This window comes from Micromonospora sp. NPDC047074 (assembly GCF_040643815.1).
Lineage (GTDB): Bacteria > Actinomycetota > Actinomycetes > Mycobacteriales > Micromonosporaceae > Micromonospora.
On sequence record NZ_JBEYVB010000026.1, the window covers coordinates 25688 to 44554 of the forward strand.

General features: G+C 73.6%; 14 protein-coding genes. 5 read left to right on the forward strand and 9 right to left on the reverse strand.

The window, feature by feature from the left end:
* Positions 1-12: 12 nt before the first annotated feature.
* From ABZ809_RS24415 to ABZ809_RS24425, 3 genes are read right to left on the reverse strand one after another with little or no spacing between them, the layout of a single operon-like run.
* Positions 13-1296, reverse strand: coding sequence for a sugar ABC transporter substrate-binding protein (locus tag ABZ809_RS24415; RefSeq protein WP_357564902.1), 1284 nt, complete (start codon positions 1294-1296; stop codon positions 13-15).
* Between the two features lie 24 nt (positions 1297-1320).
* A complete protein-coding gene (locus tag ABZ809_RS24420) occupies positions 1321-2916 on the reverse strand; it encodes an FAD-dependent oxidoreductase (RefSeq protein WP_357564946.1) in 1596 nt (531 codons plus the stop codon).
* Positions 2917-2975: 59 nt separating this feature from the next.
* On the reverse strand, positions 2976-4001 hold the full coding sequence (locus ABZ809_RS24425) for a LacI family DNA-binding transcriptional regulator (RefSeq protein ID WP_357564903.1): 1026 nt from the start codon (positions 3999-4001) through the stop codon (positions 2976-2978).
* 686 nt (positions 4002-4687) lie between these two features.
* Between ABZ809_RS24425 and ABZ809_RS24430 the strand changes: the two genes are divergently transcribed.
* A complete protein-coding gene (locus tag ABZ809_RS24430; RefSeq protein ID WP_357564904.1) occupies positions 4688-8515 on the forward strand; it encodes a S8 family serine peptidase in 3828 nt (1275 codons plus the stop codon).
* 56 nt (positions 8516-8571) lie between these two features.
* Here ABZ809_RS24430 and ABZ809_RS24435 read toward each other — a convergent pair whose 3' ends face one another.
* Positions 8572-9537, reverse strand: a complete 966-nt coding sequence (locus ABZ809_RS24435) for a hypothetical protein (protein WP_357564905.1) — start codon at positions 9535-9537, stop codon at positions 8572-8574.
* Between the two features lie 275 nt (positions 9538-9812).
* Here ABZ809_RS24435 and ABZ809_RS24440 point away from each other — a divergent pair, with 275 nt between their 5' ends.
* The gene (locus tag ABZ809_RS24440; protein ID WP_357564907.1) at positions 9813-11012 is read left to right on the forward strand and encodes a peptidoglycan DD-metalloendopeptidase family protein; all 1200 of its coding nucleotides are present in this window, start codon (positions 9813-9815) and stop codon (positions 11010-11012) included.
* 148 nt (positions 11013-11160) lie between these two features.
* On the opposite strand, the gene ABZ809_RS24445 is transcribed toward ABZ809_RS24440, so the two are convergent.
* Together ABZ809_RS24445 and ABZ809_RS24450 are read right to left on the reverse strand one after the other, a co-directional pair.
* Complete coding sequence (locus ABZ809_RS24445) at positions 11161-11949, reverse strand: class I SAM-dependent methyltransferase (RefSeq protein WP_357564908.1); 789 nt, start codon at positions 11947-11949, stop codon at positions 11161-11163.
* Positions 11950-12019: 70 nt separating this feature from the next.
* Positions 12020-12421 (reverse strand): DUF2267 domain-containing protein, encoded by a 402-nt coding sequence (locus ABZ809_RS24450; protein WP_357564909.1) that lies wholly within the window; start codon positions 12419-12421, stop codon positions 12020-12022.
* 194 nt (positions 12422-12615) lie between these two features.
* Here ABZ809_RS24450 and ABZ809_RS24455 point away from each other — a divergent pair, with 194 nt between their 5' ends.
* A complete protein-coding gene (locus ABZ809_RS24455; RefSeq protein WP_357564910.1) occupies positions 12616-13215 on the forward strand; it encodes a hypothetical protein in 600 nt (199 codons plus the stop codon).
* Between the two features lie 157 nt (positions 13216-13372).
* Complete coding sequence (locus ABZ809_RS24460) at positions 13373-14593, forward strand: hypothetical protein (protein ID WP_357564911.1); 1221 nt, start codon at positions 13373-13375, stop codon at positions 14591-14593.
* Between the two features lie 34 nt (positions 14594-14627).
* On the opposite strand, the gene ABZ809_RS24465 is transcribed toward ABZ809_RS24460, so the two are convergent.
* Together ABZ809_RS24465 and ABZ809_RS24470 are read right to left on the reverse strand one after the other, a co-directional pair.
* Entirely contained in the window at positions 14628-15257 is a 630-nt protein-coding gene (locus tag ABZ809_RS24465) for a DUF402 domain-containing protein (protein WP_357564947.1), read from the reverse strand.
* A 184-nt stretch (positions 15258-15441) separates the two neighbouring features.
* Positions 15442-16599, reverse strand: a complete 1158-nt coding sequence (locus tag ABZ809_RS24470) for a citrate synthase (RefSeq protein ID WP_357564912.1) — start codon at positions 16597-16599, stop codon at positions 15442-15444.
* Between the two features lie 68 nt (positions 16600-16667).
* Between ABZ809_RS24470 and ABZ809_RS24475 the strand changes: the two genes are divergently transcribed.
* Positions 16668-17867 carry a citrate synthase gene (locus tag ABZ809_RS24475; RefSeq protein ID WP_357564913.1) on the forward strand — a complete coding sequence of 400 codons (1200 nt, stop codon included), beginning with the start codon at positions 16668-16670 and terminating at the stop codon, positions 17865-17867.
* A gap of 35 nt (positions 17868-17902) precedes the next feature.
* On the opposite strand, the gene ABZ809_RS24480 is transcribed toward ABZ809_RS24475, so the two are convergent.
* On the reverse strand, positions 17903-18850 hold the full coding sequence (locus ABZ809_RS24480; RefSeq protein WP_357564914.1) for a YafY family protein: 948 nt from the start codon (positions 18848-18850) through the stop codon (positions 17903-17905).
* Positions 18851-18867 lie beyond the last annotated feature (17 nt).

An 18867-nucleotide genomic window follows, 5' to 3' on the forward strand; every position in this document is an offset into this window, starting at 1 on the left:
GGTCCGGCTTCCCTACTTCGCCAGCAGCGGCTGGATCTTGGCGCAGACACCGCCGAGGACGGCCGCGACGTCGGCGTCCGCCTTCCACAGCGGGTCGAGCCCGGCACGCACCTGCTGGCTCAGCTCGGCCTGCCCGGCGTGACTGGGCTTGACCACGCCGTTGGTGATGCCGTCGATGACGACCTTCTGCAACTGCTCGGGCTTGAGCATCGGGTTCGTCTTGGCCAGCGTCTCCGCCGTCAGCTGCGACTGGCGCGGCGGCGGGAAGAACTGGGCGAGCTTGGCCGAGTTCGTGGGGTTGGTCAGGAACGCCAGGAAACCGGCTGCCGCCTCGGCGTTCGGGCTCTTCTTCAGCACCCCGACGCCGGCCTGGCCGACCACCGAGTAGTTGCCCTTCGGCCCCGCCGGCAGCGGGACCAGGTCCCAGCCGAAGCCGTCCGGCTTCAGCAGCGAGGCGCGGGAGATCTGGGTGACCGTCATGGCCGCGTCACCGGCGAAGAAGTCGGCGGTCGTGCCGGGGCCGGGCAGCGCCTTCCCGGTGAAGATCGCCTTGTGCAGGGTGGTCATCGCCTCGACCATCTCCGGGGCGGCGAAGCCGCAGGACTTGCCGTCCTCGCTCCACGCCTGGGCGCCCCAACCCGTCCAGAACGTCGACAGGTTGTCCCAGCCCTTGTAGTCGAAGTCGCGGATCACCAGGCCGGCCTTGCCGCTCGACGCGGCGGTGGCACCGGCCGCGGCCAGCGCGTTGTCCCAGTTCCACTGCCCGGCGGCGATCAGCTCGGCCGGCGTCTTCTGCCCGGCCTTCTTGACCATGTCGGTGTTGACGAACACCCCGAACGGCGAGGTGGAGAAGGGGTACGCGTACAGCTTGCCGCCGTCCTGCCAGAGCTTGAGCGTGGCCGGCGAGATGTCGTCGTACTGGTAGCCCTCGGCCTTCTTGAGCGTCTCGTCCAGCGGCAGCAGCGCGCCGGAGGAGACGAAGTCGGGGGCCGAGTTCTCGAACACCCAGGCCAGGTCGGGCGCGTTCCCGCCGGCGATCTGGGTGGTCAGCGTCGTGGTGTAGTTCTCGAAGGGCAGCGGGTCGAACGTGATGGACGCGATGTCCGGGTGGGTCTTGCGGTACTCGTCGGCGATCTCGTTGAACAGCTTGAGGTGCGCCTCGTTGGCCGACCAGATGGTCATCCGCAGGTTGGCCGGGCCCTTGTCGCCGGCCTCGTCACCGCCGCCACAGGCGGACAGCGCGAGAACACCGGCCAGTGCGACGGCGACGCCGCGCACACCCTTTCCCAATCTCATGATTCTCTCCTCACCGGGGGTGGTTCAGTAGCCCGCGATCCGGGGCCAGCGCATCTCCACGCCAGCGGCCGAAAGGCGGTCCTGGAAGTCGGCCAGCAGGCGGGGGGTGCCGCGGACCGCGCGCGGGGACTCGCCCCGCGCCAGACAGAAGTCGGCGAGCAGGCCGGCGACCTCGCCGACGTTCCACTCGACCGGGTGCAGCCGGTAGCTGCCGTTGGTGACGTGCGTGGTGCCGATGTTCTTGCCGGCCGGCAGCAGGTTCTCCATCCGCTGCGGGATCAGCGCGCCCAGGGGAATCTCGAAGGGGCACGAGCCGACGTCGATGTAGTTGTCGCCGCCGGTGGACGGGTGCAGGTCGATGCGGTACATCCCCACGCCGACCGAGTCCGGGTAGTTGACCGCTCCGTGGTCGCCACGGACGGCCAGGGAGAGGTCCTGCTCGACCACCGTGTACTCGGCCCGGATGCGGCGCGACTCCCGGATGTAGGGCGCCTGCGCCAGGCCGTCCCGGCTGCCGGTCACGTCGCCGCGCAGCCGCAGGCCGGGGAAGCCGGTGCCGCCGTCCGGCCGGGGCGCCTCGGTCTGGAGCCAGTAGAGCACCGCGTACGACAGCTCCCGGGCCTTGGCCAGGTGCCAGGACGCGTTGGGCACGTCGATGACGGGGCCCTCGAAGTAGTCGATCATCGGCCAGTTCACCAGCGTGATGTCGCTGTCGTACGCGCCGTCGGTGAAGTTGCGCCGGGCGGCGATGCGCCGGAACGTCCAGAGGTTGCCGTCGCCGGGGTTGAGCCGCTGGTCGGCGTTGACGGCCAGCGGGTCGTCGTCCGGGTTGGGGGTGAAGCTGCGCTCGACGATCTCCAGGGTGCGCGGGTGCGGCGACCGCCAGGACAGCAGCCGGTCACCCCAGAAGTCGGGCTTGTAGTCGCGCCAGAAGTCGTATCCCGCCGGGCGGTCGATGGTGTGGTCGCCGTCGACGTGGTCGAGGGCGAAGCAGACGGAGACGGCCTGCATGTTCATCGGCTGCGCCTCGGCCGGCGCGCTGGGCTCGCCGGTGTCGGCCTGCGACTCGAAGCCGGTGACGTACTCGGTGCCGGACAGCGGCAGCAGCTCACCGGTCTCGGTGGCGTCGAGGATGTACGGCGCGGTGACGTCGATCCGGTCGTCGCGGTCGCGGTGTGCCACGGTGACCGAGACGACCCGGTCCCCGTCGGTCTGCGCGGCCACCGGCCGGTACGGCTGGAGCACGGTCAGCCGGCCGGATCCCCGGTACGGCGCGAGCATCTCCTCGATGACGGCGACGGCCACCCGGGGCTCGTGACAGAGCCGGCTGACCCAGCCGGCTCCCGGGTTGAGGTCCGTCCAGCCCCGGGACCGCTCGGTCAGCGGGTAGTGCCGGCGGTAGTAGTCGCGGATCCCGGTGCGCAGGGCCCGGTAGCTCGCGGTGGCGCCGAACTGTTCGATCCAGGAGTGCTCGTCCGGCGGGACGGCCTGGCTGGTGAGCTGCCCGCCGAGCCAGTCGAACTCCTCGGTCAGGATGACCGACCGGCCGGCGCGGGCCGCGGCGAGTGCCGCCGCCACCCCGCCCAGCCCGCCCCCGACGACGAGGACGTCCGCACGCATCTGTACCACTTGCTTCCTTCCGGTTGCACGGTCACCGCGAAGTCGCGGCCGACCGCCGATCAGGGGGCGCCGAGGGTGTCGCCCTCGACGAGTTCGCAGGGGAGCAGCCGCTGCTGCACGCCGTCGGCGCTGCCGTCGATGACGCCGGTCAGCACCTCGACGGACTGCCGGCCCATCTCCTCGCGGGGAATCAGGAACCCGGTGAACGCGAGGTCGGTGGGGACCGGGACCGTCGGGTCGCCGAGGGTCAGGATCGACAGGTCGCCGGGCACGGTCAGCCCGCGTCGGCGGGTGGCCAGCTCCAGCGCCACGGCGAAGGCGAAGTCCTCCACGAAGGCGACGGTGGTGCCGTCGGCCAGCAGGTCGTCGAGGATCGTCTCGGCGTCCCGGTCGACCGTGCTCAGGTGGCGGGCGTTCTCCGCCGCCGTCGCGGCCTCGGCGAACCCGCGCCGCCGGTCCGCCGAGGACTCCGCGGTGATGTCGGTGCGCAGGTAGGCCAGGCGCCGGTGGCCGCGGGCGAGGGCCAGGTGGACCAGCTCGCGCACCGCCGCGGCGTAGTCGGCGCCGACGTACGGCACCGGGCCGCCGGCGTCGTCGCGGCGACCGACGGCGACGTACGGGAAACCGTCGCGGTTGAGCCGGTGCAACTCCGAGCCGTCGATCTCCTGGCCGAGCAGGATGCACCCGTCGGCCAGGCGGAGCCGGTTGTCCTGGTGGAAGATCCGTCGCCGGCCGTCGATGACCGGGGCGCTGGTGAACAGCAGCAGGTCGCAGCCGGCCCGCTCCGCGTACTCCTCGATGCCGAGCAGGAAGGGGTGGAAGAAGTCGCGGCTGCCGCTGGGGAAGGCGGGCTCGTAGGTGAAGACGCCGATGATCCGGTTGAACCGGGAGGCGAGCCGGCGGGCCACGGGGTCGGCGGCGTAGCCGGTCTCGGCGATGGCCCGCAACACCCGGTCGCGTGTCTCGGGTGCGATGCGTACGTCGGCGTCGGCCCGGTTGTTCAGCACCACCGACACGGTCGCCTGACTCACGCCGGCGAGCCGTGCGATGTCACGCTGGGTGACGCGTCTGGGGGTGGCGGGCACGGCGAGCTCCTTCCGGTGCGGCTAATGCGTATTAGCGCTCGGCGTCGGGAGGGAGCCTGGCGGTCCGACCCGGCTTGTGTCAAGGGGTGGTCGCCAAGATTTCGTCGAGATGAACTCCCTGGACTAATGCGGATTAGCCCCGGGCGGGCGATCCCGGACCCGCCGGTGGCCGGCCCTCGCCGCAGCCGGCACGGCGCCACTTCGGGGGATGCGGGCCGACCTCTTGACAAGGCCGCCCGAGTCGAGCAACATGCGGGAATGAGAGCCGCTAATACGTATTAGCCTACGACCGAACGGCGTGTCCGACCGTTGCGGTCAGCCGACCCCTTCACCCTGCGTGATCGCGCGTCGCCCTGCGGCGTGCCCGCGAACCTCCACCGTGGCCGGTGCCCACCCGCCGCGCCCCGACACGTGCGGCGGCGGGGCCGGTGCGGCGCTCGGAACGGTCCGGCCCGCGCGACCGCCGTGCCCGGCCCCAGGACGGCCGACCCCGTGTTGCCGGCGTGTGACAACGAGTCGTCGCCGGCCCTCGGAACGCGTCACCGCCGTTCACAAAGGTGGCGGAGACCCGTCAAGTACGCCCTCCGCCAACGTCGCCATCTCCCGCCGTCCGGGCAGGCCGCCCGAGAATCTCGGCAGGCCCGCCCCCCGCCCCGTGGGTGGCGGCCCGGAGGAGGAAAAGCTCGATGTCAACGAGGAGAGGCGGTCGGCGCCGCCGGCTCGCCGCGGCGGCAGCGGTGCTCTGCACGCTGCCGATGCTGCCGGTCCAGGCCAGCGCCGCGCCGCCGCCGGCCGAGCCGGTCGCCACGTCAACGAAGCTCGACGGGAGCCTGCGGCGGGTGCTCGCGGCCGGCGGCGAGACGCCCTTCATGGTGAAGCTCACCGGTGAGGCGAAGTTGGACCGGGCCGAGTTGGACCGGACGCAGCGCAGGTCCGGCAGAGCCGCCCGGACCACGCGCGTCTACCAGGCGAAGGTCGCGCACGCCGAGCAGAGCCAGCGGGGCGTGCGATCCCTGCTGGCCGACCGGAAGGTCAGCCACACGCCGTACTGGATCGCCAACGTGATCGCGGTGACCGGCGACCTCGCCCTGGCGACGGAGCTCGCCGGGCGCGCCGACGTCGCCAGCGTCATGCCGGTCGCGCGGGCCGTGCTGGAGGACCCGGTCACCTCCGCCGGCGTGCCCGCCACAGCGACCGAGCTGCCCTGGAACCTGACGGCCGTCGGCGCCGGCAAGGTGTGGGACGAGTACGGCGTGACCGGCCAGGGCGTCGTCATCGGCAGCATCGACTCCGGTGTGGACCACGACCACCCGGCGCTGGTCCGCCAGTACCGGGGCAACAACGGTGACGGCAGCTTCAGCCACGACCACAACTGGTACGACCCGACCGGCATCTGTGGCGCGGGCGGAGTGCCGTGCGACAACCACGGCCACGGCACGCACACCACCGGCACCGTGCTCGGTGACGACGGCGCGGGCAAGCCCATCGGTGTCGCGCCGGGGGCCAGGTGGATCGCCGCCAAGGGCTGCGAGGGCCGCAGCTGCTCCGAGACGGCCCTGCTGGCCGCCGGCCAGTGGATGGTCGCGCCGACCGACCGCAACGGCCAGAACCCCCGCCCGGACCTCTCGCCCGACATCGTCAACAACTCCTGGGGCGGGGTCGACGACGGCTACCACTTCTACGAGGAGATCCTGTCGACCTGGCTGGCGGCCGGCATGTTCCCGGTCTTCTCGGTCGGCAACGAGGGCGAGCAGGGCTGCAACAGCGCCGGTTACCCGAGCACCAGCCCGCTGGCGTACGCCGTCGGCGCGGTCGACCGTGACCGGGTGGCCGGCGACTTCTCCAGCCGCGGTGCCGCCCGCGACGGCGCGACCCGGCCGGACATCGCCGCGCCGGGGGTGGACGTGGTGTCCAGCACGCCCGGCGGGGAGTACGGCGCCGCCAGCGGCACGTCGATGGCGGCCCCGCACGTCACCGGCGCGATCGCGCTGCTGTGGTCGGCGGTGCCGAACCTGCGGCGCGACGTCGCCACCACCCGTGAGCTGCTCGACCGCACCGCGCACGACGTGGACGACACGTCGTGCGGCGGCACCGGCACCGACAACAACATCTACGGCGAGGGCACGCTCGACGCGTACGACCTGGTCAGCAAGGCCCCGGCCGGAGCGCTCGGCGGGGTCGCGGTGACCGCGACCCGGTCGGGCGGGCCGCTGCCCGGCGCCACGGTCGGCCTGACCTCCACCACGATCAGTCGCGGCGGGCGCACCGACGCCTCCGGCGCGATCCAGCTCGGCCGGGTGCCGGCGGGGGAGTACGCCCTGACGGTCAGCGCCTTCGGGCAGCGCACCCAACGCCGGACGATCACCGTCCCGGCCGACGGCACGGCCAGCGCCGCGGTCGACGTGTCCGAGGTCGCGCCGTGGCACCCGGTCAGTGGCCGGGTCACCGGCCCGGACGGCAAGCCGGTCGCCGCCGCCACGGTGGGGCTGCTCGGCCTGGAGTTCCCCCCGTTCGTCACCGGCGCCGACGGCACGTTCTCCGGCATGTGGCCCGAGGCCGACTACCAGGTCTCGGTCTCGCGCGGGACGTGGCTGGCGGACCGTACGGTCCCGGTCACCGTCGACGGCCCCGAGGCGCTCGACGTCGCGTTGGCCGCGAAGTCGGACCGGCACGGATATGCCGCCGGCATCACCCCGGCCCGGTGGGTGAACGGCGGCGCCCGGCTCGCGCTGAGCGGCGACGAGGCCGAGCGGAGGGTCGCGCTGCCGTTCCCGATGACCTTCTACGGCAGGACCTACACCGGCGTCACCGTGCACAGCAACGGCTACGTCGCGTTCGGCGACGCCGGCGACGGGGACAACACGGCGCTGCCCGCGCCGACGGTGCCCGCCCCGGCGGTCTACGCCCACTGGGACGACCTCGTGCTCGACCACAGGTCCCGCGTCTCGACCCGGGTCACCGGCAGCGGCGCGAACCGGCGGTTCACGATCAGCTGGGTCGACGCCGCGGTCAAGGCCGCGCCGGGAACCCGGGTGAGCTTCCAGCTCACCCTCGGCGAGAACGGCCAGCTCACCGTGGCGTACGACCGGCTCGGTGCCGCGCCGGGCGGGTCGGCCACGGTCGGCATCGAGGACGGGCCGGGCGACGCGGCCCTGACGTACTCCCTGAACGAGGCCGTGCTCGACACGGATGTCGCCGTCACCTTCCGGGTGCCGGGCAGGGGCCTGGTCCGGGGCACCGTCCGGGACGCCAACGACGGCAAGCCGGTGGCCGGGGCGACCGTCGCGTTCGCACCGGCCGACGGGAACCCGGTCGTCACGAGCACCGACGCGGCGGGCTTCTACTCCGCCGAGGTGGCCGCCGGGCCGGCGACGGCGACCCCGGCCAAGGGCCGCTACGACGCCACGGCCCAGCAGGTGACGGTGCCGGAGACCGCTTTACTGCGGCACGACGTGAAGCTGCGCACCCCGTTGCTGACCGCCGCTCGTGAGGTGTCGGTCAGGGCGGTGGCGGGCTCGACCGCGACCGCCACGGTGAGCCTGGTGAACCGGGGTTCGTCCACCGGCACCTGGGACAGCCGCGAGATCGACTCGGCCACCGCCCCGGCCAGCGTGCCGGGTCAGGTGCTCACCTCGTTCGGGTTGCCCGACCTCTACAACGCGTACGGCGTGGGCCACCGCGACGGCGAGCTGATCGTCACCGACTCGTTCTTCTGGGGTCAGGTGCAGCGGTTCGGCACCGACGGCAGGACCCGGGGCAAGGGCGTCGTCGGGATGAACGGCTACCCGTCCGACCTGGCGTACGTCGCGTCCCGGGACCTGATGTGCGGGCCCAGCATGTCCATCGTCGGCGAACTGCCGATCGTCTGCTTCGACCCGGACACGCTGGAGGTCAAGGAGAAGATCACCGGGCCGTGGGAGGGCAAGTTCTACTACGGGCTGGCCCACCGTGCCGCCGACGACGTCTTCTTCCTGGTCGGGGACGGCAAGATCCAGCGGTTGGCCGGCCTGTCGCACGCCCAGCCGGGTAGCGTGCTCGGCCAGTGCACCCCGCAGGTCCCGTGGATCTCCGGCGTGGCGTACAACGAGCGCAAGAACGTGTTGTGGGGCATCAACAACGACCACACCGGCGAGGCGATCTGGGCGCTGGACCCGGAGACCTGCGCGACGCTCGGCTCGATTCCCGATCCGGATCCCAACGCGCTCAGCGGAGCCGGTCTAGACATCGACGACAACGGTGACCTGTGGCTGGTGGCGCAGGCGCCCTGGCGGCCCTTCCAGGCGCGGGTCTACCACGTCGACGGGAGCCTGCCCGCGTACAGCGACGTGCCGTGGCTCACGGCTACGCCGACCGGCGTGGTCGAGGTGGGTCGGGAGGGCGCCCTGACGCTGACCGTCGACACCACCGGCATGGCACCGGGGACCCACGTGGCCACCGTGCTCGTGGTCAGCAACAGCGTCACCGCGCCGGGCACACCGATCAAGGTCACCGTCACGGTGACGCCGGCCGGGTAGCCGACCCGGCGCTCGCGGCCGAGCCGCCCCGCCGCCGAACCAGGCGGCGGGGCGGCTCACAGCCAGTCGTTGCGGGCCACGAACCAGCCGAGCTGCATCCGGGTGGCGCTGCCGGTGGCGTCCATCAGTTGCCGCAGGCGTCGCTGCACCGTACGCACCGACATGCCGAGCTGGGTCGCGACCGCCTTGTCCGGCAGGCCGCTCATCTGCAGGGACAGCAGGCGGCGGTCGGTGGGCGTCGGCATCGCCCAGCGGTCGAGGTCCGCGATCGCGTCGCCCGCCGGCGCCAGCCGCAGGGGCGTGGCCCGTTCCCAGACCTCGGTGAACAGCGCCACCAGCACCTGCACCCACGCCTCGCCGCGCACCATCAGCGCCCACGGGTCCACCGCGTCGTCGGCGCGCGGGAACGACAACAACGCGACGCGGCGATCCGCCACCGCCAGCTTGGCCGGCACGTTCAGTGCCATCCGCGCCTGCTCGCCACCGGCCACGAGCCGCCCGATGCTGCCGGCCGCGTCCGGGCGTTCCAGCGCCCGACGGTCGTACACCACCTGGAAGCGCACACCCCGCGCGAGCAGTTCCAGCTCGGTCGGGTTGTCCTGCGACGCCGCCGTGTACGGCGGGCGTTCGAAACCCAGCACCTCCTCCTGCGCGCCCCGCAGGAACTGGTCGAACACCTGCGTGATCGCGGCGGCGCCGACGACGAGTTGGACGCCCTGGTGCTCCGGCTGCGCCGACCGCTGACGGTCCAACCACTCCCGCAACTCGACGCGGGCCTCCTGCAGCTCACGCATCCGCTGGATCATCAGCGAGTCGACGGCGAGTTCCGGTGGCGTCGCGTCGATCCGGCCGCCCACCGCGTGCACCAGACCGTGCCGCTCCAAGGCCTTGGCCGCCCGGTCGGCGTCGTCGGGGGCGACCGCCAACCGGCCCGCCAGCTCGCCGACGGTCGCCGGCCCACCGGAGATCAAACCCAGGTAGAGCCGCTCCTCGCACTCGTCCAGTCCGAAGGCACCCAGCATGTGACACCGTATTTCCGCATGTCAGCGCCCAGCCCGACGCGGAACGCTGGCCTGATTGTTGGATTGCCTCCTCCTCCCGTCAAGGGAACGCTCCCACCGGTCGGGCAGGCCATCGATGCTGCTCATGCCCGCTGCCGCCGATCCGCGTCCACACGCGACGGACGGCGGATCGAAACATATCTTCATTACCGGTGTGTCAACATGTAGACAACCTTCTTCGAGTTCCCTATCGTCAGCACCATTCAACGATGTCCCTGGATAGAAGGAGGTCGTCCATGGTGCACACCAGGCGATGGTTCGGCATCGCGACGGCTCTGCTGGCGACGGAACTCCTGGTCGCGGGCACGGCCGCGCACGCCGCCGCGCCCACGGCGGACCCGGTCCCGGTGAGCGTCGAGGACGCCGTGACCGCCAAGCTGCTCGGACAGGCCCGGGCCATGGCGACGGAGCACGCCGACGGGGCGGTGGAGCACGCCGACGAGTCCGACACCCGGGTCACCGTCACCCGCAAGGACGGCCGGTGGGCCTTCGGCACCGCCGTCACCGTCAGCACCCACGAGAAGGACGTCCACCCGACCGGCGCGGTCTTCGTCGCCCGGGCCGAGGCCGGCACCTGGCGGGTGAGCTTCGACGGCGAGGCCGGGTTCGGTGCGCTGGCCGCCGAGTCGCCCCTGGTGACCAAGCAGGAGAAGGCGGTCTTCGGCAACACCGTGACGCCGATGTACGCCGGCGGCGACTACCGGACCGGGATGGCCCTGCCGTTCGCGGTCGGCCAGACGTGGACGCTGACCGGCGGCCCGCACGGCTGGGGCGGCGGGGCGCCGTGGAGCTCGATCGACCTCGCCGGCGGCGACCAGGTGGTCCGGGCGGCGCGGGCCGGCACCGCGTACACGATGTGCCAGGGGTGGGTCCGGGTGATCCACGACCGTGGCTACTCCACCGACTACTACCACCTGTGGAGCAACATCTCGGCCAACGGCACGGCCGTCAGCCAGGGCACCTACCTGGGCTACACGGGCACCGACGTCACCTGCGGCGGCTCGGCGTCCGGCCGGCACGTCCACTTCGGGCTGCGGCAGAACAGCGCCTACGTCTCCATCGCCGAACACGGCATCGGCAAGTGGGTGATCGGCAACGGCGCCGCCGCCTACCAGGGCGGTGCGCGGCACGGCTCGGCCTGGGTCGGCGTCGGCGGCGGGGTCTACAACTACGGCGCGCTGGGCTTCAACCAGGCGGTGGTCGACGCCAACGGCGGGGGCACGCTGAGCAGGCGGTCCGGCCCCGGCACCGGGTACGCCGTGCTGGGCTCGGTGGGCGACGGCGCCACCGTCACCATCTCCTGCTCGGCCAACGGCACCACCCACACCGGGCGGTACGGCGCCACCGCGCTGTGGAACCGGCTGAGCGACGGCAGTTGGGTCTCCGACGCCTACCTGTGGACCGGGGTGAACGGAGCGGTCAACGGCTGGTGCTGACCGGCACCGCCGAAACGCTCGACCCGAAGGGCCTCCGCCACGTCGGCGGGGGCCCTCCGGCGTGCGCCGGCGGCCGTGCCGAGAAGGCTGCTCACCGGCCCCGGGCGCCCCGCCGGCCGGCCACGATCCGGCCCGCGCGGGCGCTGCCTCAGTCCGGCAGTCCGAACTGGAGCGAGACACGGACCCGCTCGGTGACCGGTTCCCGCCCGCCGAGGGCGGCGCGGACCTCGGCGGCGAACGCCGCCCGGCGTTCGGGGGCGGGCAGCAGGTCGGGAGACATCGCCGAGAAGACGCCGCCGACCATGTCGTGCACGGTGAGCGGCGCGGCGTACGCCACCGACGACTCCGTCACCCGGTAACCGGCAGCGGCGAGGGCGTCCCGGTTGCGCCGGCGGCCGGCGTCGTCGGTCTGGCACGTTCCGGTGACGGGCTGCCCGAGCAGCTCTTCCAGGCAGCCGCGCAGAGCGCGGGACCAGTCGGCGTCCTGTAGCCACAGCGGCGCGCCGTTGGTGACGACGGCGACCCCGCCTCCGGGGCGCAGCAGCGGCCGGGCGGCCCGGAACAGCGTCTCGCGGTCCATGAAGTGGATCGCCACGGCGACGGTCAGCGCACCGATCGACCGCCCGCCCAGCAGCCGGTCCAGCGTGGGCAGGTCGCTGTCGGCGCCGAGCAGCCACGCGGCGTTGGTCACCCCCGCGTCGCGGGCGGCCCGCCGGGCCAACGCCAGCATGTCCGGCTCCGGGTCCACGCCGACGACCGCACCCACGCGGGCGGCGAGCGGCAGGCTCAACTGGCCCGTGCCGCAGCCGAGGTCGAGCACCGTGTCGCCGGCGCCGAGAGCGAAGGCGCTGACCACGGCGTCGAGCACCTCCGACGGATAGCCGCGCCGGTGCCTCGCGTAGTACGTGGCCACCTCGCCGCCGAAGCCCGTTCCCATGCCGCCAGCCTCGGGCAGTACGGCGCGGAAGGCGAGGGATTCTGCTGAGGGCAGCGCGCCCGCGTCGCCGCTATCCGCCCTGCCTGCCGTCGTACCGACCCGCCGAGTCCGTCAGTGCCCAGAACTCCGCCGGCAGGTGGGTGACGATGTCGTCGTAGTCACCGGGCGGGAGGGCCGCGCGCAGGGTGTCGAACACCGCGCGTACGCCGGCCGCCGCCGTCGCCCCGTCCACCTCGGCCCGCCCGCCCACCTGTTGGACGAACACGTCGCGCCCGAAGCGCTGGGCCTTGTCCCGGGGCGCGAACGCGTAGGCCCGCAGCTCGTCGGGCAACAGCGCGGAGAGGTCACGCGCCTCGCCCCCGTCGATCCGCTCCGCCAGGGTCGTGAGCGTGGCGCGCGTGATGGCGGTCGCCTGCTCGGGCGACGTGCGCAAACGTGTCGCCACCGAGTTGATGAACTCGCTGTTGTCCACCTTCGGGGCCTTTCTCTGCGACGGATGGCGGCGTCTACCCGCGTGCCCGTCCGGCAAACCGCGAGGCCGAAGGCGCGCGGCCTCCCGCCCGGGCCCCGGGCCGAGGCGGGCGATCGGCGGGAGGCCACCCGCCGGCCGCCGGCCGCCGGGAGGCAGGGCGGCCGGGCACGGTCGTGCTCCGGCATCATGTCGGGGTGTCCTTCCTGTCCGAGGCCGTCGGGCCGCTGCGTCCGTCCCGCCGGTGGTACGCCGTCTCGGCGGCGACAGCGTTGCTGTCTCTCGTCGCGGGTGCCGCGTTGCTTCTCCTGCCCGGCCGTCTGGGCGGCTCCGTGGGGCCGAGCATGCCGGCGGGTCTGTCGGTCCCGATCAGCTTCACCGGCGACGACCGGGCCGGCAGGATGGTGTGGATCAGTGGGGCCGGCTCGTCCGTGCCTGCGGTGACCTGCGAGCCCACGGCATTCGACGGCCGGGAACCCGACGGGTGGCACAGCCGGTCCACGGCCGAGGACAACCTCGTCCGGAGCGCCGGTGGGCGGGAGTGGCGAGGCACGCTTCTCATCCAGGCCGAGCCACCGGGCCAGTACGCCGTACGCTGCGACCTGACCCCGGCCCAGCCCGACGTCGAGCTGTCGATCGGTGAGCCGCCCTGGTTTTTCGGGGCCAGGTCCCGGGCGGCGACGCAGCTCGGCGCGATCGGCCTCGGACTGGCCGGGGTGCTCGCTGGCGGCGTGCTCGCGATCGTCGTCACGGCCCGCAGGAGTGCGCACCGGCGCCGGCTGTCGTCGCAGCCCTGACGCTGGTGCCCGCGTCCGACGTGGGCAGCCGCCGTAGGCGCAGGAGAGCACGAGAATCCTTGCTTATCGTGACATTGGGTAAGTATCGACCGACGCCAGTTTCCTAAGCGCGCGGTCGGCGGTTGTACGAGATGTGACGTCGACATCACCCTCCACCGTGGCGCCCCCGCTGTCGCCGCAGCCCCCGTGGCGGACCAGGTGGGCGGAGCGCGAGAACGCCCGGCGGCGGCACGCGTACGACGTGGCGGCCGAAACCTGGCGGCGGCACGACGATCACCTGGTCCGCCTGCGGATCGAGGCCGCCGGCTTCCTCGGCTGTACGCAGCCGCGCGCCGGCCTGCCCGTGGATCTCGACGACGACGAGGTCGTCTACCGGGTACTGCCGGTCGCGGACCTGGTCGAGGTCGAGGGGCGGCACCTCACCGGCCTGCCCGTACCGGGCCTGACCGTGGTCACGGCCGGCGTCGGCGCTCACGCGCTGCCGGCCGGGGTACGGGCCGTCGACACCGGGATGGCCGTCGTCACCAACCACCGGATCGCGTTCTCCTCGCGGCGCGAACGGCACGAGTGGCGGTACGCGGAGATGTCGGGGCCCGCCCACCACCCCGCCGTTCCGCTCACGCTGCTGCACACCACCGACGGGCGTCGGCTCACCGGGCTGCGGGTGCCGGCCGCCGCGACCGTCAACTTCCGCTTCTACCTCACCCTCGCCTTCGCCTCCGCCGTCGGGCAACGCGCCTGCGTCGCCGGGCAACTCGACACCCTGCTGGCCGCTCACCGGAGTGCCCGGCCGGTGCCGCCGTCACCGGTCGAGCCGGATCACGCCCCGTCGGCCAGGCTGCGTGCCGACCGCCGCGTGGCCCTCGCCGCCGCCGTCGCGGTGGCGTTGGCTGCCACTGCGATCGGTCCCCAGCGGGCCGACCCGCCGCACCGGGCGGGTGGGGGCGGGCCGGGCGCCGCCGCGACGCCCGCGCCCGCCGGGACCACCGCGCCGGTCGCCTTCGGCGAGCCGGTGGCGTGGGAGACCGACCCGGCGCTGTCGGGGCCCGACGTGCCGGCGGGCCACACCGATCCCGGGACGACGCGGGAACGCGCGCCGACGCGGGTGTCCCGGGCGGAGTCGCCCGGCGGACCCGCCCCGTCGGCGCTCCCGGTGACGCTGCCGTCCCGCAGCGGCGGTCCGGCGCCGACCGCCACGGGGGCACCCGCCACCGAGCCGGTCCCGGGCACCGTTCCAAGCACCGAGGCGGTCCCGGGCACCGAGCCGGCCCCCGTCCCCGAACCGGTCCCGTCGGAGTCGCCCACGGTCGACCTCTGCACCGCGGTCGGGTGGCTGCCGGTCGTGCGCCTGCTGGTCTGTCCACCTGGCGACTCCTGACGGCCGGCCCGCGCCGGGCGGGAGGCCCCGGCTGTCACGCGGTCGGGCCCGGTGGTTCGTCGAGAAGCGCCGGGAGCCGCAGCGGTGGCCAGTGCGGGTCGGGCCGGAAGTCGGTGTGGGTGCCGTCGAAGGGGTGGCTCCCCGCCTCGACCAGCCCGACCAGTCGCTCTCCCTCGGCGCGGACGGCGGCCGCGGTGGCGCTGTCGAAGTAGAGCGGGTTGCCGACGCGCCCCTCGAACTCGTCGAGGTCCTTCCACTCCCACTGCCGCTGCGGCGTCACGACGACGTCGAGCACGAGGTCGTTGGTGTCGACGCCACCGGGCCGCCGGACGCAGGGCTCCTCGAGGTTGACGTACCAGCCGGCGAAGGCGTCGTCGCGGAAGAACCACCACACCGAGTGGGCCGCCCCCGGCGGCATGAGGACCAGGACGTCGTATGCCTGCCACGTCAGCACCGTCAGCCGGGGAGCACGCATCTGGTCGACGGTGACGTCGTGCTGGGTCCGGCCGTCCGCGTCGACGAGCCGGGCGAAGTCGCTGCCGGCCGGATGCCAGAGCAGCAGCCCGTGCTCGTCGTCGGCCACGACGCGCATCGGCTGCAGCCACGTGCACCACGGCCCGCGCAGATAGCGACGGGTGATGATCTCGCCCGGCTCGAACCGCATCGCCGCAGGGTAGCCGGTCCCGGTCGGTTGCCGCCGCCCCGCGCGGTGCGGGACGTCGGCTGCCTGGCCGGTGTGCTCGTGCTGCGGAGCCTCGGCGTGCGGCCAGTGGCCGGTCAGGGCGAAGTAGAGGATGCCACCGACCGCGCGGACGTCGCTCTGCTGGCCCTGCCCAGGCCGGCACCGGCTAGTCCGCCAGCGGTGCGGCCCCGGCTGGCAGCGGCTGTGGCGGGCGCGGGCCCACATAGCGGGAGTCCGGCCGGATGATCTTCGAGTCCTCGGCCTGCTCCAGGACGTTCGCGCACCACCCGATGACCCGGCTGGTGGCGAAGGTCGGCGTGAACATCTCCCGGGGCAGCCCGCACAGGTGCATGACGACGCCCGCGTAGTACTCCACGTTGGTGTGCAGCTCCCGGCCCGGCTTCAGCTCCGCCAGCAACGACAGGACCCGCTCCTCGACGGCCACGGCGAAGTCCACCAACTCCCCGCCGAGGGAGCGGGCGACGCCCTTGAGCATGCGCGAGCGGGGGTCCTCCGTGCGGTAGACGGGGTGCCCGAAACCCATGATCCGCTCGCCGTTGCGGATGCGCGTGCGTAGCCACGCGTCGGCCCGGTCGACGGAGCCGATGGCGTCGAGGGTGTCGAGGGCCCGGCTGGGGGCTCCGCCGTGCAGCGGGCCGGACAGCGCGCCGAGGGCGCCGCCGACGCAGGCGTAGATGTCGGCGCCGGTGGAGGCGATGACGCGGGCGGTGAACGTTGACGCGTTGAAGCCGTGGTCAACGGTCGCGATCAGGTAGCGCTCGATCGCGCGGGCGTGCGCCGGGGACGGCTCCGCGCCGGTGATCATGTAGAGGTAGTTCGCCGCGTGCGACAGGTCGTCGCGCGGCGGGATCGGTGCCAGGCCCGCCCGCAGCCGGAACAGCGCCGCCAGCAGGCTGGGCGTGAGGGCGCACAGCGCCATGGCCTGTGCCCGCCGTTGCGCGGGGGTGGTGTCGTACAGCGGGCGGGCCCCGGCGGCGAGGCCGGCGACGGCCAGCGCGGCGCGCAGCCCGCCCATCGGGTCCGGCACCGCCGACGCCGCGGCGATGCCGGGCAGCGCCGCGGCGACGGCGGGCGGGATGTGGCGCAGCGGCGCGATCTCCTGGTGCAGGGCCGTGGGATCGGCGGGCAGGCGACCGTCGACGAGCAGCGCCCAGACGTCCTCCAGCGTGCGGTGTTCGGCCAGGTCGATCGCCGAGTACTGGCGGTAGTGGTAGAAGCCCTCGGCACCCCGGACGCGGCCGATCGTCGTGTCGGTGACCACGACGCCGGCGAGCCCGCGCGGAACGGTGATGGTGTCAGTCATGCGGGCAGCGTCACGCCCGCCGAACGGCCCGGTCAACGTTGATCCAGTCAACATGAGAGCATCGCCACATGTCCGCCGAACACCTGCTGACGACCGCCGAGGTGGCCCTGCGCCTGCGCGTCAAGCCCGAGACCGTCTACGCGTACGTCAGCCGGGGGTTGCTCGCCAGGGTCAGGGTGCCCGGCGAGCGGATCAGCCGGTTCCGGCTGGTCGACGTCGAGCGGCTGGCGGCCCGCACGCAGGCGACCCGGCCGGAACGGGACGCCGCCCCCGCGATGCGGACCAACACGACGTTGATCGCGTACGGGCGCCTCCACTACCGGGGCCTGGACGCGGCGCAGCTCGCGCCGGTGACGTCGTTCGAGGAAATCGCGCACTGGCTGTGGACGGGCGAGCGGCGCCCGGGCACCTTCACCGCGCCCGTCGAGACCCTCGAGCGGGCCAGGCTCGCCAGCAGTCACCTGCCCGCCCAGGCCCGGCTCTTCGACCGGCTGCCGGTGATCGTCGCCGTCGCCGCCGCGATGGACCCGCTGCGCTTCGACCTGGCGCCCACCACCGTGACGGCACTCGCCCCCGCCCTGCTCTCGACGATGGTCGACGCGCTACCGCTCAGCGGTGCGGCGCCCGCCGACGAGCGCCTGGCCACCCGCCTGTGGGCGCGCCTGACCGAGGCACCGCCCTCCCCGGCCGGTCTCCGGGCGCTCAACGCCACCCTCGTTCTGCTCGCCGACCACGACCTGGCCGCGTCGACCATCGCGGTACGCGTCGCCGCCTCGACCCGGGCGAACCCCTACGCGGCCGTGCTGGCGGGCCTCGGCGCGCTGGACGGGCCGATGCACGGGGCCATCGGCAGCGGCGTGCACCGGATGATCGGGGTCGCGCGCCGGGAGGGCGCCTCGGCCGCGATCGCCGAGTGGCTGCGTACCGGCGACCTGCCCGGCTTCGGGCATTCGCGCTACCCGCAGGGCGACCCGCGCGCCGCCGCCCTGCTCGACCTCGTCGCCGACCTCCCAACCGAGGACGACCTGTGGCGGGCCGTCGACGGCCTGACCGCCACCGCGGCGCGGCGGGGCGCCCCGCCGAACATCGACCTCGCGATCGCCGTGCTGGCACACGCGACCGGCATGGGACCCGGCGCCGCCGAGGTGATCTTCTCGGTCGCCCGGACGGCGGGCTGGATCGCGCACGTCAACGAGGAGTACACCCAGCCGAACAACCGGTTCCGCTGGAACAGCGGCTACACGGGGCCGCCGCCCGCCCGGCCGTGAACCGGCAGGCAGCAGCGCGGACGACGGTGGACGGGTCAGGTGCCCCGGCGGCAGCGGTCGCCGAGGGCGCGGATCGCGTCGACCAGTTCCGGGGGACCAGTGACGGTGAAGTCCACGCCGACCGACGTGACCATCCAGGCCAGGTCCGCGGCCGAGTCGGCGCCGAGGTGCAGCAGGCAGGTGTCGTCGTCGACGGGCTCCACCGCACCCATCCCCGGCCACACCTGGTCGGTCACCGTCGCGGCCGGCCCGTGCATGGTGACGGTGGCCCGTACGGCCCACGGACCGGTGGACAACTGCCGCGACAGGTACGCGGCCACGTCGCCGTCGGGCGCCTCCCTCGGGGTGAAACGCGGCCCGCTCGGCGTGCGCGTGCGCAGCCGGTCGACGCGGAACGTACGCCAGTCGTCCCGGTCGGTGTCCCAGGCGACGAGGTACCAGTGCCGGCCCCAGTTGACCAGGGTGTGCGGCTCGACGTCGCGTACCGTCCCGGCGCCCTGGTGGCTGGTGTAGTCGAACCGCAGGCGCTCGCGGCGCGCCGTGGCCTCGGAGATGGCGAGCAGCACGTTCGGGTCGATCCCCGGCCCCGCGTCGGCGACCCGGACGGTCGCCCGTTGCAGGGTGTCGACGCGGTGCCGCAGCCGGGACGGCAGCACCCGTTCCAGCTTGCCCAGCGCGCGCAGGGCGGTCTCCTCGATGCCGGTCACCGAGCTGGCGGTGGCGGTGCGCAGGCCGATGGCGACCGCGACCGCCTCGTCGTCGTCGAGCAGCAGCGGCGGCAGGGCCGCGCCGCCGCCCAGCCGGTAGCCGGCGGTGCCCTGGGTGGCGCGCACCGGGTAGCCCAGCTCGCGCAGTCGGTCCACGTCCCGGCGCACGGTGCGGGTGGTCACCCCGAGCCGGTCGGCGAGGTCGGCACCGGACCAGTCCCGGTACGTCTGCAACAGCGACAGCAACTTCAGCAGGCGGGCCGAGGTCTGCGACATGACTACCAGGATGCCAG

What these genes read in the sequence shown, in the direction of transcription:
- ABZ809_RS24420 (WP_357564946.1), bottom strand. Translation starts at nt 2,916, where the DNA reads ATGCGTGCGGACGTCCTCGTCGTCGGGGGCGGGCTGGGCGGGGTGGCG.
- ABZ809_RS24435 (WP_357564905.1), bottom strand. Translation starts at nt 9,537, where the DNA reads ATGCTGGGTGCCTTCGGACTGGACGAGTGCGAGGAGCGGCTCTACCTG.
- ABZ809_RS24480 (WP_357564914.1), bottom strand. Translation starts at nt 18,850, where the DNA reads ATGTCGCAGACCTCGGCCCGCCTGCTGAAGTTGCTGTCGCTGTTGCAG.
- ABZ809_RS24465 (WP_357564947.1), bottom strand. Translation starts at nt 15,257, where the DNA reads ATGCGGTTCGAGCCGGGCGAGATCATCACCCGTCGCTATCTGCGCGGG.
- ABZ809_RS24415 (WP_357564902.1), bottom strand. Translation starts at nt 1,296, where the DNA reads ATGAGATTGGGAAAGGGTGTGCGCGGCGTCGCCGTCGCACTGGCCGGT.
- ABZ809_RS24470 (WP_357564912.1), bottom strand. Translation starts at nt 16,599, where the DNA reads ATGACTGACACCATCACCGTTCCGCGCGGGCTCGCCGGCGTCGTGGTC.
- ABZ809_RS24430 (WP_357564904.1), top strand. Translation starts at nt 4,688, where the DNA reads ATGTCAACGAGGAGAGGCGGTCGGCGCCGCCGGCTCGCCGCGGCGGCA.
- ABZ809_RS24440 (WP_357564907.1), top strand. Translation starts at nt 9,813, where the DNA reads ATGGTGCACACCAGGCGATGGTTCGGCATCGCGACGGCTCTGCTGGCG.
- ABZ809_RS24475 (WP_357564913.1), top strand. Translation starts at nt 16,668, where the DNA reads ATGTCCGCCGAACACCTGCTGACGACCGCCGAGGTGGCCCTGCGCCTG.
- ABZ809_RS24445 (WP_357564908.1), bottom strand. Translation starts at nt 11,949, where the DNA reads ATGGGAACGGGCTTCGGCGGCGAGGTGGCCACGTACTACGCGAGGCAC.